Origin of the sequence: Streptococcus ilei, assembly GCF_000479335.1 — a bacterium.
Lineage (GTDB): Bacteria > Bacillota > Bacilli > Lactobacillales > Streptococcaceae > Streptococcus > Streptococcus ilei.
In genome coordinates this window covers 1657060-1671343 of record NC_022584.1, presented here as the reverse complement: position 1 = coordinate 1671343, position 14284 = coordinate 1657060, and the positions used below count along the sequence as shown (strand labels likewise).

Here is a 14284-nt window from a genome sequence, read left to right as displayed (position 1 = left end):
AATATTATAGCATAAAAGGGGGTAAAAGCGTATGTAATTAGTAGTCGATTTTAAAAATTTTAATAAAGGAGGTAAGATTCGACAAAATAAAAAAATCTTGAAACAAATGTGCCGTTCGTTCCAAGATCAAAACATATTATGTAACAATTATACCACAGAAAACTCCTCAGTTGCACAAAAAAATTTCGGAGGTTTCACAAAAAGATGACCAATAAAGAGTTAGTCAATCAAATTTCTGGCCTAAACTCTACCTCTACTCTTAAAAATTGGATCCAACTGATTAAAGAGATAAGTGGCAAGGAATTTAAGAAAATTAAAATTCCTATCAGTAGAAATCCAAGAACTCATCAATTAAGTTATACAGTTGCCTATGACTTTACAGACGAAGACCTTAGACAATTTCAAAAGTTAGCTAACCTAAAACTTGAAATAGGTCTAAAAGAGGCTATACAAGCCGTATTTGGGAGTCTAGCAGACAATGAACAAGAACTCCTAAACCAAGTAATAGATGAGCTCTATGATGAACTGAGCGCCTTAAAACAGGAATTTAAGCGAGAAATACGACTGATAAAAAATGAGAATGCCAATCTAAAAAAGAAAATCCAAGATATTGAAGAGTCGATGCAAACCGGCTTACTAGGGTTTGTTCAGAAGAGGTCAAAAAATAGGTTCGGCTAATAGCGAATTTTCGGCTGAGCCATGAGGCAGAAAGCCGAAAACGAGCGTAGATGCGGACGGACCATTTTTGACCGAAAGGGTGTGTAGTAACACCACCCTCTGCAAGTTAGGTGTACCATCGAAAGAATTCAGTATTCCCAAGGGTTTCGGAGATTTTAAGAGTGGCAAAATTAGGCAAAAAGTTGAATCAAAATCTATGGCAAAAAATGAACATTTACGTTCTGTATTTGACTGGATTCAAATTCAGTTTGATAAGACTGAATTTTCGCCAAGAGAAATAATCGAAGACATTCTATTTCTTGATTATGACCTATTTATTGAGAATAAAGGGAGCCTTAAATACTATAACTATGATAGCCAGCTTCATCATGGGAATATCCGTATCTACTATGGAGCGAAAGAGTCGTCCCACATGCTTGTCATGTCAGGACAGGCACTCGAGTTCTTTAGAGATATGGTATTAGATCCAAATAGTCTGTCCGAAAGACAGTTTCTGAACAACCTCTACTACAATTACAATCAGTTTTCAGTAAGACGAATTGATATTGCAATAGATGATTTTAATGAAACACCCTATTTCACTCCTAATCAGCTTCTAAAGATTTGTCAGAAAAAACGCTTTATATATGGAAAAAGCACTTACTACAATACCTACGGAGATGAAACAATCGGCCAAACCTTATATTTGAGAAAACCCAATGATGATGAAAGACTTAGAATTTACGATAAACGCTTAGAACGAGCTGAGAAGCTCGGTATCAGCAAGCGTTATATAGAAAATTGGATAAGAACGGAGTTAGAACTTAGGAAAGAAAAAGCTCACTACTTCATTCAAGAATGGTTGCATTCAGAAATAGATCTTCTCAACTTTACCAAGGGATATCTCAAAGAAAAAGTGAGGTTCTATAGTGATAGTCACTTCTCAAAACCTTTGAGAACTTGGGAAAAGTTTTTAGGTCACTCAAAACCTGTCTCTATCATTATTTCAAAACCAAAAACAGAACTAGAACAAAAATTAGAATGGTTTACCTATAAAGGTTCTGGAGCTATTCTAAAAGCGTATAAATTTCTATACGACAATAACTTACTGCATGAGTATGAGAAATCTAACTATCTCGCACTCAACAATATGGAATATCCACCAGATTTAGCAAGTGGATTAATAGAAAGGGCAATTCTCTTTAAAAGAGAAGATTTAATCCCTACAATCAAAGAAAATATCAAAAGGAGAAATTAATTATGGCAAAAATGCTTTCACAAAATGACTGGAATTTTAATAACATTGGAACAAAATTTGAATTGGATGAAGTTATTCCAAAATTTGAAACGGAAGTCCGAGCAGATGCAAACGGAGAAATTATCAAAAACCGAGATGGTAGCGAAAGACGTTTTAATACCAATAAAATCATTGGTTGGAAATACAATGTAACAATCAAGGATGGACAATTCAAAAAGAAATCAACCCAAGTCTCAGTAGACAATCCAGAAGCTTTAGTCGATAATGACTATATCCAAGCGATGGATGAAGTACCAGTTACATTTGACAATTTACAAGCCACTATGATTAGTTCAACGATGTATTACAAGGCGGATGCTATCCATTTAGTAGATGTAAAACAAAAATAAGTATTAGACAAGGGGAGTTAATCCTCCCCTTACTTAATCTAATTAGAAAAGGAGATCACATGATTAAAACAGTAACAAAAGATGACCTTATCGAACTTGGATTTGCTCCAGGAACTGCAAGAAAGATTATCCATACTGGCAAATTACTATTAGTGAATCGTGGTTTTAATATCTACGATAACAAACGGATTGGTACAATTCCAGCCAGTGTCGCTGAAGAACTACTAGGAATTGAACTCCAGAAAGAAGCATAATGAATGACTATTCGTAAAACTAAAAATGGTAAATGGACTGTTGATGTTTCTAATGGTTTCCACCCAGTCACACAAAAAAGAATACGTATCATTCGAAAAGGATTAAAATCTAAAAAGGAAGCACTAGAACTAGAACAACATATTCGAGTTGTAGAATTAAAAGAAAAACAATTTGACTTTGTAGTAACAACAGATATGTTATTCCAGTTGCTTGAAGAAGACGATTTGAAAAATGGCAGAAAAATAAGCTATACAAGCACACAAAGAAACAATTATGAGCGTCATATTAAACCATATTTTAAAAATACAAATTTAAATAAATTAACGTATGACCATATATTCGAATTTCGTGAATACCTAAAAACAAAACCTAAAAAACAAAATGAAAATGAAACTTTAAGTTATAATACAATTAATAAAGTTCTAATTCTACTTAAAAAAATTTTTGACACTGGTATAAGAAAATCCCTTATTGATAAAAATCCTGTTGAGAATCTGAGAAAATTACCAATTAGGAAGCCTAATATCAAATTTTGGAGTATAGAAGAATTCACGAGATTTAGAGAACTTATTCAAGATGATGAAACAAGCTATGACCTGTTTTTCGTAATTGCTTTCTTTACTGGGATGAGAATGGGAGAAATACTCGCATTGAACTGGAATGATATAAATCTTTTAACAAATACAATTTTCGTTACCAAAACGGTATACTTTGTAAATAATACAAGCTACATTAATACAACAAAAACACGATCAGGAACTAGAAATATTACAATCAATCAGAAATTAACGGAAATGCTAAAAGATTGGAAAGAAAAACAAAAAGAAAAACTTAAGGAATTTACCAAAAATATTGACGGACTACAAATAATACAGAGTACACCAATAACTATTACAAAAAATATGATTGATAAGAAGTTTAAGCAAATACTAGAAAGGGATAAAGATTTAAAGAGAATAAGAATTCATGATTTAAGACACTCTCATGCATCATTACTTATAAATCAAGGGGAAGATTATCTTGTTGTTAAAGAAAGATTAGGACACGCATCTATTACGACAACAATTGATACTTATTCCCATTTGTACCCTAGCAAACAGAAAACATTGGCTAATAAACTTGATGATTTATTTTAAAATGGAAAAAATTGGTAACTCGACAAACAACAAAGAAAAAAAGACAAGGTCCGAAAACCTTGTCTTTTAAACTATACCGGCGGCCGGGGTCGAACCGGCACGTCCTTGCGGACACTGGATTTTGAGTCCAGCGCGTCTGCCAATTCCGCCACGCCGGCAAAGTATAACTGGGGTAGCTGGATTCGAACCAACGCATGAGGGAGTCAAAGTCCCTTGCCTTACCGCTTGGCTATACCCCAATAATATAAAATAGGCGAGTGATGGGGATCGAACCCACGCATGCCAGAGCCACAATCTGGTGTGTTAACCACTTCACCACACCCGCCATATTCTTATACACGGGCAGTAGGAATTGAACCCACACTGAAGGTTTTGGAGACCTTAGTTCTACCTTTAAACTATGCCCGTAAAGGATGGAAGGGGAGGGATTCGAACCCCCGAACCCGAAGGAGCGGATTTACAGTCCGCCGCGTTTAGCCTCTTCGCTACCCTTCCAAAAAATATTAAGTTATGGCGCGAGACGGAATCGAACCGCCGACACATGGAGCTTCAATCCATTGCTCTACCAACTGAGCTACCGAGCCAAATATTGCGGGAGCAGGATTTGAACCTACGACCTTCGGGTTATGAGCCCGACGAGCTACCGAGCTGCTCCATCCCGCGTTAATATTAAGGAGGATGTGGGATTCGAACCCACGCACGCTTTTACACGCCTGACGGTTTTCAAGACCGTTCCCTTCAGCCGGACTTGGGTAATCCTCCAATATAATATAGTCCGTACGGGATTCGAACCCGTGTTACCGCCGTGAAAAGGCGGTGTCTTAACCCCTTGACCAACGGACCATAATATTAAAAATGGGCACGAGTGGACTCGAACCACCGACCTCACGCTTATCAGGCGTGCGCTCTAACCACCTGAGCTACGCGCCCAAGTAAAAAACTTGGTATTGAACGAATGTTCAAAGCGGGTGACGAGAATCGAACTCGCGACAACAGCTTGGAAGGCTGTAGTTTTACCACTAAACTACACCCGCTTGAAAAATGGGAGTTAACGGGATCGAACCGCTGACCCTCTGCTTGTAAGGCAGATGCTCTCCCAGCTGAGCTAAACTCCCAAATGAGCCTAGATCTCTCTAGACTCAATCTTGCTAAGCGACTACCATATCTCACAGGGGGCAACCCCCAACTACTTCCGGCGTTCTAGGGCTTAACTTCTGTGTTCGGCATGGGTACAGGTGTATCTCCTAGGCTATCGTCACTTAACTCTGAATGATGAACATTCAAAATTGAATACCTATATTCTAACAAAAATCTAAACGGCTGTAAATATCCTCAGTTACTTTTTGGATAAGTCCTCGAGCTATTAGTATTAGTCCGCTCCATTGCTCACACAACTTCCACTCCTAACCTATCTACCTGATCTTCTCTCAGGGCTCTTACTAACATATAGTTATGGGAAATCTCATCTTGAGGTGGGTTTCACACTTAGATGCTTTCAGCGTTTATCCCTTCCCTACATAGCTACCCAGCGATGCCTCTGGCGAGACAACTGGTACACCAGCGGTAAGTCCACTCTGGTCCTCTCGTACTAGGAGCAGATCCTCTCAAATTTCCTACGCCCGCGACGGATAGGGACCGAACTGTCTCACGACGTTCTGAACCCAGCTCGCGTGCCGCTTTAATGGGCGAACAGCCCAACCCTTGGGACCGACTACAGCCCCAGGATGCGACGAGCCGACATCGAGGTGCCAAACCTCCCCGTCGATGTGAACTCTTGGGGGAGATAAGCCTGTTATCCCCAGGGTAGCTTTTATCCGTTGAGCGATGGCCCTTCCATACGGAACCACCGGATCACTAAGCCCGACTTTCGTCCCTGCTCGAGTTGTAGCTCTCGCAGTCAAGCTCCCTTATACCTTTACACTCTGCGAATGATTTCCAACCATTCTGAGGGAACCTTTGGGCGCCTCCGTTACCTTTTAGGAGGCGACCGCCCCAGTCAAACTGCCCTTCTTCTACTAGGAACTGTGGTTCCATTCTTACAATAGAATAAAGTAGGTGTTTCATGAAAAATAGAATAAAGGACGATGTAAAAGAGCAGTTTTTAACCTCTCTTCAAACCATCATTTCTTATCCTTCGGTTTTAAACGAAGGCGAAAATGGAACACCGTTTGGACAAGCTATCCAAGATGTCCTTGAGAAAACGTTAGAAATTGCTCAAGAAATGGGCTTTCAAACCTATCTAGATCCTGAAGGATACTATGGATATGCAGAGATCGGTCAGGGGGAAGAACTCCTGGCCGTTCTTTGTCACTTGGATGTTGTTCCAGCCGGTGATTTAGAAGATTGGCAGACGCCACCTTTTGAGGCGACTCTGAAAGATGGATGGTTGATCGGACGTGGAGTACAAGATGACAAGGGGCCATCCCTTGCGGCCCTTTACGCAGTTAAGAGTCTGCTTGACCAAGGACTTGTATTTACCAAACGGATTCGCTTTATATTTGGTACGGACGAGGAAACTCTCTGGCGCTGTATGAACCGCTACAATCAGCTAGAAGAAAAAGCAGATCTTGGCTTTGCTCCAGATTCGTCCTTCCCATTAACCTATGCTGAAAAAGGCTTGCTTCAAGTGAAGCTCCATGGACCAGGCTGGGAGGATCGTCCTTTACAAGCTGGTCGTGCCCTTAACGTGGTACCAGATAAGGCAACTTATAAAGGGGAACGCTTAGAGGAACTTTTACCAGTGATCGAGCAAAGTGGTGTGAACTATACAGAAGAAACTGGAGCAGTAACCGTTCTTGGACTGTCTAAACACTCCAAGGATGCGGCTGAGGGTGTCAATGCTATTGTCGGCTTAGCGGAAAGTCTTTCCTTGATCCAGCCTCATCCAGCCCTTCTCTTTATAGCAGATGCTGTTGGGGAAGATGCGATAGGAGCAGCTCTCTTTGGTGAAATCAAAGATGAACCAAGTGGTGCTCTTTCCTTCAATATTGCGACCCTCTCTATTGATGAAGAGCAATCTGAAATCGGGATTGATATTCGGATCCCTGTCCTAGCAGATAAGGATGCTTTAGTAGAGCGATTAACTGAAGTGGCAGCTAGCTATCAACTTCAGTATGAAGAGTTTGATTATGTAGCTCCCCTGTACGTTCCATTAGATAGTCCGTTGGTGAGTACTCTGATGGCGGTCTACCAAGAAGAAACGGGGGATCAGACTCCAGCTATGTCCTCAGGAGGAGCTACTTTTGCTCGAACCATGGAAAATTGTGTGGCTTATGGGGCCCTCTTCCCTGATGCTCTCCAAACAGAGCACCAGGCGAATGAACGAGCCAAACTGGATGATTTGTATCGTGCAATGGAAATTTATGCCGAGACCATTCGACGGTTAGCAGGCAAAGAAGTCTAATATAGATTTGAAAAAAGCTTAGATGGTCAGTGAACTGCACCCCAAAAGTTAGACAGAAAAAATCTAACTTCCTGAGAAGGTTGTCAAATCCCCATCCAATACCGCATCATCTGGATTCGTCGACTTGAAGAAATCCTTCCGATTGGCAAAGACCATCTCATGATCGGGGTCTTTATCTGACATAGTTACCGTAATGAGGGGATCCTTATCTGATTGGTATTTAAAGATACGCACAGTGACGGTGAAATCAGTATTTCCATCAGACTTTTTCATCTGACTAGTAGAAACTTTATTGGCACCTTCTACTTTGAAATCCGTTGAGAACGTTGCTGAAACAGCACCATCATCTGTTTGATAATCAATTTTCCAAGATTTCCCATCTTTCTGTATCTTGGCCTTATCACGCGCGCTAGAGACATATTCACCAGACAAATCGATGGCTTTTTCCTTAGATGAGGACGAGGTCTTCGAGGTCTGGTTGAACTCTTTTTGATGATCCGGTTGGATATTGGAGCTAGAGTAGAGATAGACTCCTCCAATTAGAACCACTGCACTCACAAAAGCGATGATCATCCAAAGATATTTCTTATCTAACTTTTTGATCATTTCAATACCTCCTTGAAATGGTAGTTACCTATTAGTATACCTTAAATTCTATTTAAAGCAAACTTTGACCGAATTTCATAAATTTTTTATCGTTTTTCGATACTTTTTTATTGACTTATTTTTTATAAAGAGTATACTATAAGTAAATAATAAATAAACTTTAAGGAGGCTTGCGATGAAAAACTCAAAAACCTTAAAAAATGTTATTGAAGTCTTAACGGCTTTCATTTACTTCTGTGGCTTTATGACTGTGGCAGCACTGGTCATCCACCTGCTTTCACGGATGGGTGTGTTTAAGGATCTCGTTCAATCTGGGCGCTTGTCCTTTGAGGTGAATGGCATCCAGCTTTTCCCAAAACATCTGCAACCCCTATGGCAGTTGCTCTTCCCACTAGCCTCAAGTGCTATTTATATTCTTCTTCTCATCACCATTCGTAGCTTCCTCCAAAATCTCTACCAAGAAAAGATCTTTTCTCACTCCAACATTGATCTTTGCAACCGAGCTTGGAAGATCTTATTGGTCTTGTCCTTTATGTCTGGTACACTTGAAACCAGTGGCGACGTTTATCTCCTTCCCTTTACCTTCCAATTGACCTTTAATACGGGACTCCTCCTCGCTGTCCCAATTGTCTGGGTCCTTGGCAAGATTTTAGAGAGAGGAATTGCGATCGCTGAAGAAAATGAGCTGACCATTTAAGGAGGGGACCATGATTATCGTCAATCTAGATGTCATGCTGGCCAAGCGAAAGATGAAATCCAATGAGCTAGCTGACAAAATCGGCATCACTACCGCCAACCTCTCCATCCTTAAGACAGGCAAGGCCAAAGCTATCCGCTTCACCACCCTTGAAGCTATCTGCAAAGAACTGGACTGCCAGCCCGGAGATATCCTGGAATACCGGCCAGATGAATAGGAAATATCTTAAGAAAAGTAATTGGAGACTTTCCTTAGGTGAGGACGGACGGTAGCGAATCCCTCTGGGATTCCATACCTAAAATTTGAGCCTACTGTCTCAAATCTTCCGAGAGTCTGAAACGAAACTGTTTCAGACTCTTTTCTCACTGATGAAAACTATAGCGATACAACAAAAGCACTCCCGCGGGAGTGCTTTTAGTATACAATCATCAGTTTAGCCAATGATGCTGCCATTTAGCACAGATGGATCAACGGTTAAGACTGTTAATTGATCCCCGTGTTCTGCAGAAAGAATCATGCCTTGGCTGACATATTTCTTCATCATCTTACGTGGTTTGAGGTTGGCCACGATTTGGAGTTTCTTGCCGACCAATTCTTGTTCATTTGGATAGAATTTTGCGATACCAGAGAGGATTTGACGGTCTTCGCCATCTCCTGCATCTAGGCGGAAGCGAAGCAATTTGTCAGATCCTTCGACGCGTTCAACTTCTTTGACCTCTGCCACACGGATTTCGACCTTGTCAAAGTCTTCAAATTTAATCTCATCTTTTTCAGACTTGAGTTCCACTTCTTCTGGAATCCATTCTTTTTCTTCTGTTTTACCAGCAGTCATTTGAGATTGGATGTAGGCAATTTCTTCATCCATATCCAGGCGAGGGAAGATTGGAGTTCCTTTGGCAACTACTGTGACATTTTCAGGGAAGCCTGCTAGGGTCAAGTTCTCAAGATCGAAGTCCAAGCCCCTCGCGCGACAACTATATTAGTATATCACGACCAATAAATCTTGTCAATATCTTTTTTCTATTTTTTTATTTTTTTTGTTATTTTTTTTGATTTTAAAAAGGAAATGCTGTTAAATTAGCACTTCCCTAACCTCATTCATTATTTCTTCGAGATAAAGTTCTTCTTGCTTTCCACGGTCAATCAATCCTCTTTTAGAGATTGTTAGTAGATCCAATGAATAGTGTTTAATTTTCTCCAATTCATTTTTAGTTAAATGTTTTTTAGAGTATTGTCTTCTTAATTCTTTTGGATTTTCTTTGCTAAAATCAAAATAATTATTTTGAGCTAAATACTCTTCCAATTCTTTGATATTATAATGCAATCCTACATGAAAGGCAATTGGTGCAAATGTTTTATGTAAGGGTTGAGTACAAACACTTCTGTATTCGATGGTTCCTCTTGTTGTTAAATCTTGAAAATGGTAGCTTCTATGATTCTTTAGGTCTTCTTCTTGTGGTTTTATATTTTGTCTCGTTCCATTTAATCGATAAGCTACTATTTTTTCTCTCGCTAGGTAATCCTCTACTCTAATAGGTTCGAAATATAGTATTTCTTCCTCACGATAAACATAAAACATGGCTGTCTTCGCTAAATAATCCAGAAAGTCCTGTTCATTTATAAACGCTTTAGGGTTCACACCAACATTTTCCTGGTAATAACCATGCATAGACTCTTCCCAGAAAATATCTCTTGATATCGTCGTATCCCAGTTTTCTCCATCGAAAATGGAATTAGCAAACAGATATGCTTTTGCAGGTTCCACCTTATTCATCGCGTTAATCACTTTTAAATAATTATTTCTTGAAACATCCAGTTGCACTTGATTTCCACAAATAAAGGTTCCATAGTCTGGATAGTTATGAAATTGACGGTTGGTAGCTTGTTCAGCTAGTTGTAAGAATTGGATCAGCATTTTATAACGATCAATTTTTACAGGTTGATTATCGTTTATTCTCCAATAAGGATGAAGGCCACGTCCTTCAATTTGATGCTGTTTCTCTCTTAAAAATGGTTGAATAATGCTTAAATAGTGATTAAAACGTCTTTCAACTTCTTGAATTGTTTTAGCTTTTTCAAACGCAAATTCAATGGTATTGTAGGATAACTCGAATACAATTTGATCTTTATTTATTTCATGTTGCAACTGGACTGGATTGCCGTCTTCATCTAGTTTAATCGCTATAAATTCTTCAACCTCTTGCAGATACTTAAAAAGAGCCTTTGCAACCAATACATCCGTTTTATTTCCCAAGGTATTTACGATCGGAAATTCTAGTTCAACTCCAATGTACTGATCTGGATTTTCTTTCAGGGAAGCCAGGTAACGCTTCGCCAATAGTTGCTGGGCCAGTGTTTGTGATTTTTCTTTTACTGTCATAACTCTTCCATTATATCAAAAAACGCCTGCTTACGAAATTGTTTTAAATTAAAGCAATTTCGTAAACAAGCGTCTACCATTTACCTCAATATGATGAGTGTTACCGCTAGGATAAATCCTAGCGGCAGACCAGAGCTAGACTAAGAAGAACTGTATAGTTCTCCCAACATCATAACACTCAACAAAATTGATGATTTTATACTAATTCGATAATTGCCATTGGCGCAGCATCCCCACGGCGTGGTTCAGTTTTAAGGATACGAGTATATCCACCATTGCGCTCAGCATAACGTGGTGCAAGTTCAGAGAACAATTTTTGAAGTGCTGTTGTTTCTGAATATTTACCAGTTTCTTCATCAAAGTTTTGTGATGCAACTTCATTACGTACATAAGCAGCTGCTTGACGACGTGCATGCAAGTCACCACGTTTACCTAAGGTAATCATTTTTTCAACTGATTTACGGATTTCTTTTGCACGTGCTTCAGTTGTTACGATTGCTTCATTGATGATAAGATCTGTTGTCAAATCACGAAGCATTGCTTTACGTTGTGAGCTAGTGCGTCCTAGTTTACGGTAAGCCATGTATTCCTCCTCTATTTATCGTTTTTTAGCCCAAGGCCTAAATCGGCAAGCTTAACTTTAACTTCTTCGAGACTCTTACGTCCAAGGTTACGAACCTTCATCATTTCTGGTTCAGATTTTTCTGTTAAATCATACACAGTGTTGATACCGGCACGTTTCAAACAGTTATATGAACGGACAGAAAGATCCAATTCTTCGATGGTACGTTCTAATACTCGATCATCTGATGCTGTATCTACTTCCTTCATTACATCTGTCGCAATTGCGATTTCTGTTAAGTTAGTAAAGAGGTTAAGGTGTTCTGTCAAAATACGAGCAGATAAACCTAAGGCATCTTCTGGAATAATTGTTCCATTTGTTAAAATTTCAAGGGTTAGTTTGTCAAAACCATCGTTGCTACCAACGCGAGCTGGTTCAACTTGGTAATTAACTTTTATCACTGGCGTATAGATTGAATCTACTGCAAGTGTACCAACTGGTGCATCATCTTTTTTATTCTGATCAGCTGGAACATAACCACGACCGCTATTCACAGTCAAAGTAGCTTTAAAGCTTGATCCTTCACCGATTGTAAAAAGATAATGATCAGGGTTTACAATTTCAATGTCACTATCCGTAAGAATATCTCCAGCAGTTACTTCTGCAGGACCTTCTACATCAAGTTCAATAATCTTTTCGTCTTGGACGTAAGATTTTACAGCGATCCCTTTAACGTTAAGAATGATTTGCATAACGTCTTCGCGGACACCTGGAACTGTATCAAATTCGTGCAATACACCTTCAATATTAATTGAAGTAACAGCAGCACCTGGAAGTGAGGCCAATAATACGCGACGAAGAGAGTTCCCCAGTGTTGTACCATAACCACGTTCAAGTGGTTCTACTACAAATACACCGTAATCTTTATTTTCATCAATTTTTGTTATATTTGGTTTTTCAAACTCAATCATTTGTTATACTCCCTCTGAAACGAAAAGCTGTGTAATTGTTGATGATTATACACGGCGACGTTTTGGAGGACGAGCACCATTGTGTGGCACAGGAGTCACATCGCGGATTGCAGTAACTTCAAGACCAGCAGCAGCAAGAGCACGAATAGCAGACTCACGACCAGAACCAGGACCTTTAACAGTAACTTCTACTGATTTAAGACCATGTTCTTGAGCTGATTTTGCAGCAGCTTCTGAAGCCATTTGTGCAGCAAATGGTGTAGATTTACGAGAACCTTTGAAACCAAGAGCACCTGCAGATGACCATGCAATTGCGTTACCATGCACATCAGTAATCATAACAATTGTGTTATTAAATGTTGCGTGAATATGAGCAATACCTGATTCGATATTCTTTTTCACACGACGTTTACGTGTTGGTTTAGCCAAGATTTTTACCTCCTTATTTTATTTTCTTATTTTTTCTTACCAGCAATCGCAACAGCTTTACCTTTACGAGTGCGAGCATTGTTTTTAGTGTTTTGTCCACGAACAGGAAGTCCACGACGGTGACGGATACCACGGTATGAACCGATTTCCATCAAACGTTTAATGTTCAAGTTCACTTCACGACGAAGGTCACCTTCTACTTTAATTGCGTCAACTTCACGACGGATAGCATCTTCTTGATCTGGTGTAAGGTCACGAACACGAATATCTTCAGAAACTCCTGCAGCAGCAAGAATTTTCTTAGATGTTGGAAGTCCAATACCGTATACATAAGTCAATGAAATTACTACACGTTTGTCATTTGGAATGTCAACTCCAGCAATACGAGCCATGTTTTCTCCTTTCTATCTTATCCTTGACGTTGTTTGTGTTTTGGATTTGCTGGGCAAATTACCATAACACGACCATTACGACGAATTACTTTACAGTATTCGCAAATTGGTTTGACCGATGGTCTTACTTTCATTTTTATCCCTCCAAGTTTTTCGATTATTTAAAGCGGTATGTGATACGTCCACGTGTCAAATCGTACGGACTCATCTCCACTGTAACACGATCTCCCGCTAAAATACGAATATAGTTTTTACGAATTTTACCAGAAACTGTTGCTAAAATCTGATGTCCATTTTCAAGTTCAACCGTAAACATAGCATTCGGCATTGTATCAACTACCTTGCCTTCTACTTCAATCACATCGTCTTTTGCCACGCAAAAGTACCTCCATAAATTTCGATTCATTCCTCTGAGCACAGAGGTAACAATTATAAGTCAGACTAATTCATTGTATCACTTGTTGTCAATTATTGCAAGCAACTAAAACGTTTTTATTTCAAATTCTCTAAGACTTTTTGGATATCCTTAAAGACGTCGTTAATATCTTGGTTTCCTTCGATATCATGGACTAAACCTTTTGCACGATAATGAGCAAGAATCGGCTCACCTTGAGCGATATTCACATCCAAGCGGCGTTTAACCGTTTCTGGTTTATCGTCCTCACGTTGGTAATAGTCTTCTTCCTTGTAATCAGCTGGTGGGTTGAATACTTTATGGTAGGTTTCACCTGTTTCACGGTGAATAATACGACCGCTCAAGCGTTCAAGAAGGCAAGATGGATCCACTTCGATGTTGATTACACCCTCAAGTTCAAGGCCAAGATCTACCAAAATTTGATCCAAAGCATGTGCTTGTTCAATCGTGCGAGGAAAACCGTCTAAAAGGAATCCTTTTTCCTTAATATCGTCTTGAGCCAAACGTTCTTTTACAATCCCGTTGGTTACATCATCCGGCACCAATTCACCTTTATCGATGAATGATTTTGCCAACACACCCATTTCGGTTTGATTGGCCATTGCAGCACGGAACATATCCCCTGTTGAGATATGTGCAACTTGAAATTGTTCTACAATTTTAGCTGCTTGCGTCCCCTTACCTGCTCCAGGCAATCCCATGATTAATAAATTCATAATCATTTGCTCCTTATT

17 protein-coding genes, 12 tRNA genes, 1 rRNA gene, 1 pseudogene and 1 other annotated feature are annotated in these 14284 nt (G+C 39.5%); of the genes and pseudogenes, 8 read left to right on the top strand and 23 right to left on the bottom strand.

Going from position 1 to position 14284, the window contains the following annotated elements; all coding sequences use genetic code 11:
- Positions 1–204 precede the first annotated feature (204 nt).
- The 5 genes from N596_RS07965 (at position 205) to N596_RS07945 (ending at position 3695) form a co-directional block, all read left to right on the top strand.
- Positions 205–678 (top strand): hypothetical protein, encoded by a 474-nt coding sequence (locus N596_RS07965; protein ID WP_023027534.1) that lies wholly within the window; start codon positions 205–207, stop codon positions 676–678.
- Positions 679–874: 196 nt separating this feature from the next.
- On the top strand, positions 875–1915 hold the full coding sequence (locus N596_RS07960) for a replication initiation factor domain-containing protein (protein ID WP_023027533.1): 1041 nt from the start codon (positions 875–877) through the stop codon (positions 1913–1915).
- A 2-nt stretch (positions 1916–1917) separates the two neighbouring features.
- Positions 1918–2304, top strand: coding sequence for a hypothetical protein (locus N596_RS07955; protein WP_023027532.1), 387 nt, complete (start codon positions 1918–1920; stop codon positions 2302–2304).
- Positions 2305–2363: 59 nt separating this feature from the next.
- The gene (locus N596_RS07950) at positions 2364–2558 is read left to right on the top strand and encodes a DUF3173 domain-containing protein (protein ID WP_000598356.1); all 195 of its coding nucleotides are present in this window, start codon (positions 2364–2366) and stop codon (positions 2556–2558) included.
- A gap of 3 nt (positions 2559–2561) precedes the next feature.
- The gene (locus N596_RS07945; protein ID WP_023027531.1) at positions 2562–3695 is read left to right on the top strand and encodes a tyrosine-type recombinase/integrase; all 1134 of its coding nucleotides are present in this window, start codon (positions 2562–2564) and stop codon (positions 3693–3695) included.
- Between the two features lie 74 nt (positions 3696–3769).
- Here N596_RS07945 and N596_RS07940 read toward each other — a convergent pair.
- From N596_RS07940 to rrf, 13 genes are all read right to left on the bottom strand, one after another.
- Positions 3770–3853: transfer RNA gene (locus N596_RS07940), tRNA-Leu, on the bottom strand.
- Positions 3854–3862: 9 nt separating this feature from the next.
- A tRNA-Gln gene (locus N596_RS07935) sits at positions 3863–3934 on the bottom strand.
- Positions 3935–3947: 13 nt separating this feature from the next.
- Positions 3948–4020 (bottom strand) — tRNA-His (locus N596_RS07930).
- A gap of 12 nt (positions 4021–4032) precedes the next feature.
- A tRNA-Trp gene (locus N596_RS07925) sits at positions 4033–4103 on the bottom strand.
- Between the two features lie 6 nt (positions 4104–4109).
- A tRNA-Tyr gene (locus N596_RS07920) sits at positions 4110–4190 on the bottom strand.
- Between the two features lie 16 nt (positions 4191–4206).
- Positions 4207–4279 (bottom strand) — tRNA-Phe (locus tag N596_RS07915).
- A gap of 5 nt (positions 4280–4284) precedes the next feature.
- A tRNA-Met gene (locus N596_RS07910) sits at positions 4285–4358 on the bottom strand.
- A gap of 9 nt (positions 4359–4367) precedes the next feature.
- Positions 4368–4457, bottom strand: a tRNA-Ser gene (locus tag N596_RS07905).
- Positions 4458–4466: 9 nt separating this feature from the next.
- Positions 4467–4538, bottom strand: a tRNA-Glu gene (locus N596_RS07900).
- Between the two features lie 13 nt (positions 4539–4551).
- Positions 4552–4625 (bottom strand) — tRNA-Ile (locus tag N596_RS07895).
- Positions 4626–4658: 33 nt separating this feature from the next.
- Positions 4659–4729: transfer RNA gene (locus N596_RS07890), tRNA-Gly, on the bottom strand.
- Positions 4730–4737: 8 nt separating this feature from the next.
- A tRNA-Val gene (locus tag N596_RS07885) sits at positions 4738–4810 on the bottom strand.
- 32 nt (positions 4811–4842) lie between these two features.
- A 5S ribosomal RNA gene (gene rrf / locus N596_RS07880) occupies positions 4843–4958 on the bottom strand.
- A gap of 92 nt (positions 4959–5050) precedes the next feature.
- Positions 5051–5815 (bottom strand) — a sequence feature (23S ribosomal RNA rRNA prediction is too short).
- Here rrf and N596_RS07870 point away from each other — a divergent pair.
- Positions 5815–7098: a M20 family metallopeptidase gene (locus tag N596_RS07870; RefSeq protein ID WP_444547697.1), complete on the top strand. Its 1284-nt coding sequence runs from the start codon at positions 5815–5817 to the stop codon at positions 7096–7098. (Overlaps the previous feature by 1 nt.)
- Positions 7099–7161: 63 nt before the next feature.
- Here N596_RS07870 and N596_RS07865 read toward each other — a convergent pair whose 3' ends face one another.
- On the bottom strand, positions 7162–7704 hold the full coding sequence (locus tag N596_RS07865) for a hypothetical protein (RefSeq protein ID WP_023027530.1): 543 nt from the start codon (positions 7702–7704) through the stop codon (positions 7162–7164).
- Positions 7705–7879: 175 nt separating this feature from the next.
- Here N596_RS07865 and N596_RS07860 point away from each other — a divergent pair, with 175 nt between their 5' ends.
- Entirely contained in the window at positions 7880–8401 is a 522-nt protein-coding gene (locus tag N596_RS07860) for a DUF2975 domain-containing protein (RefSeq protein WP_023022517.1), read from the top strand.
- Positions 8402–8411: 10 nt separating this feature from the next.
- The gene (locus N596_RS07855) at positions 8412–8618 is read left to right on the top strand and encodes a helix-turn-helix domain-containing protein (RefSeq protein ID WP_003006064.1); all 207 of its coding nucleotides are present in this window, start codon (positions 8412–8414) and stop codon (positions 8616–8618) included.
- A 216-nt stretch (positions 8619–8834) separates the two neighbouring features.
- On the opposite strand, the pseudogene metG reads toward N596_RS07855, so the two are convergent.
- The 9 genes and pseudogenes from metG to N596_RS07815 all read right to left on the bottom strand — a co-directional run.
- Positions 8835–9353 (bottom strand): annotated as a pseudogene (gene metG / locus N596_RS07850) (methionine--tRNA ligase subunit beta); the annotation flags it as partial.
- 120 nt (positions 9354–9473) lie between these two features.
- On the bottom strand, positions 9474–10781 hold the full coding sequence (locus N596_RS07845; protein WP_023027528.1) for a gamma-glutamylcysteine synthetase: 1308 nt from the start codon (positions 10779–10781) through the stop codon (positions 9474–9476).
- A 196-nt stretch (positions 10782–10977) separates the two neighbouring features.
- Positions 10978–11364, bottom strand: a complete 387-nt coding sequence (gene rplQ, locus N596_RS07840) for a 50S ribosomal protein L17 (RefSeq protein WP_006595176.1) — start codon at positions 11362–11364, stop codon at positions 10978–10980.
- Between the two features lie 11 nt (positions 11365–11375).
- Positions 11376–12314, bottom strand: a complete 939-nt coding sequence (locus tag N596_RS07835; RefSeq protein ID WP_023027527.1) for a DNA-directed RNA polymerase subunit alpha — start codon at positions 12312–12314, stop codon at positions 11376–11378.
- 45 nt (positions 12315–12359) lie between these two features.
- Positions 12360–12743, bottom strand: a complete 384-nt coding sequence (gene rpsK, locus N596_RS07830) for a 30S ribosomal protein S11 (protein WP_001118385.1) — start codon at positions 12741–12743, stop codon at positions 12360–12362.
- 26 nt (positions 12744–12769) lie between these two features.
- Positions 12770–13135, bottom strand: a complete 366-nt coding sequence (gene rpsM / locus N596_RS07825; RefSeq protein ID WP_003009631.1) for a 30S ribosomal protein S13 — start codon at positions 13133–13135, stop codon at positions 12770–12772.
- A 17-nt stretch (positions 13136–13152) separates the two neighbouring features.
- Positions 13153–13269, bottom strand: coding sequence for a 50S ribosomal protein L36 (gene rpmJ, locus N596_RS09785; protein ID WP_001808836.1), 117 nt, complete (start codon positions 13267–13269; stop codon positions 13153–13155).
- A 23-nt stretch (positions 13270–13292) separates the two neighbouring features.
- The gene (infA, locus tag N596_RS07820) at positions 13293–13511 is read right to left on the bottom strand and encodes a translation initiation factor IF-1 (protein WP_001029883.1); all 219 of its coding nucleotides are present in this window, start codon (positions 13509–13511) and stop codon (positions 13293–13295) included.
- 116 nt (positions 13512–13627) lie between these two features.
- Positions 13628–14266 (bottom strand): adenylate kinase, encoded by a 639-nt coding sequence (locus tag N596_RS07815; protein ID WP_006597039.1) that lies wholly within the window; start codon positions 14264–14266, stop codon positions 13628–13630.
- Positions 14267–14284: the final 18 nt, after the last annotated feature.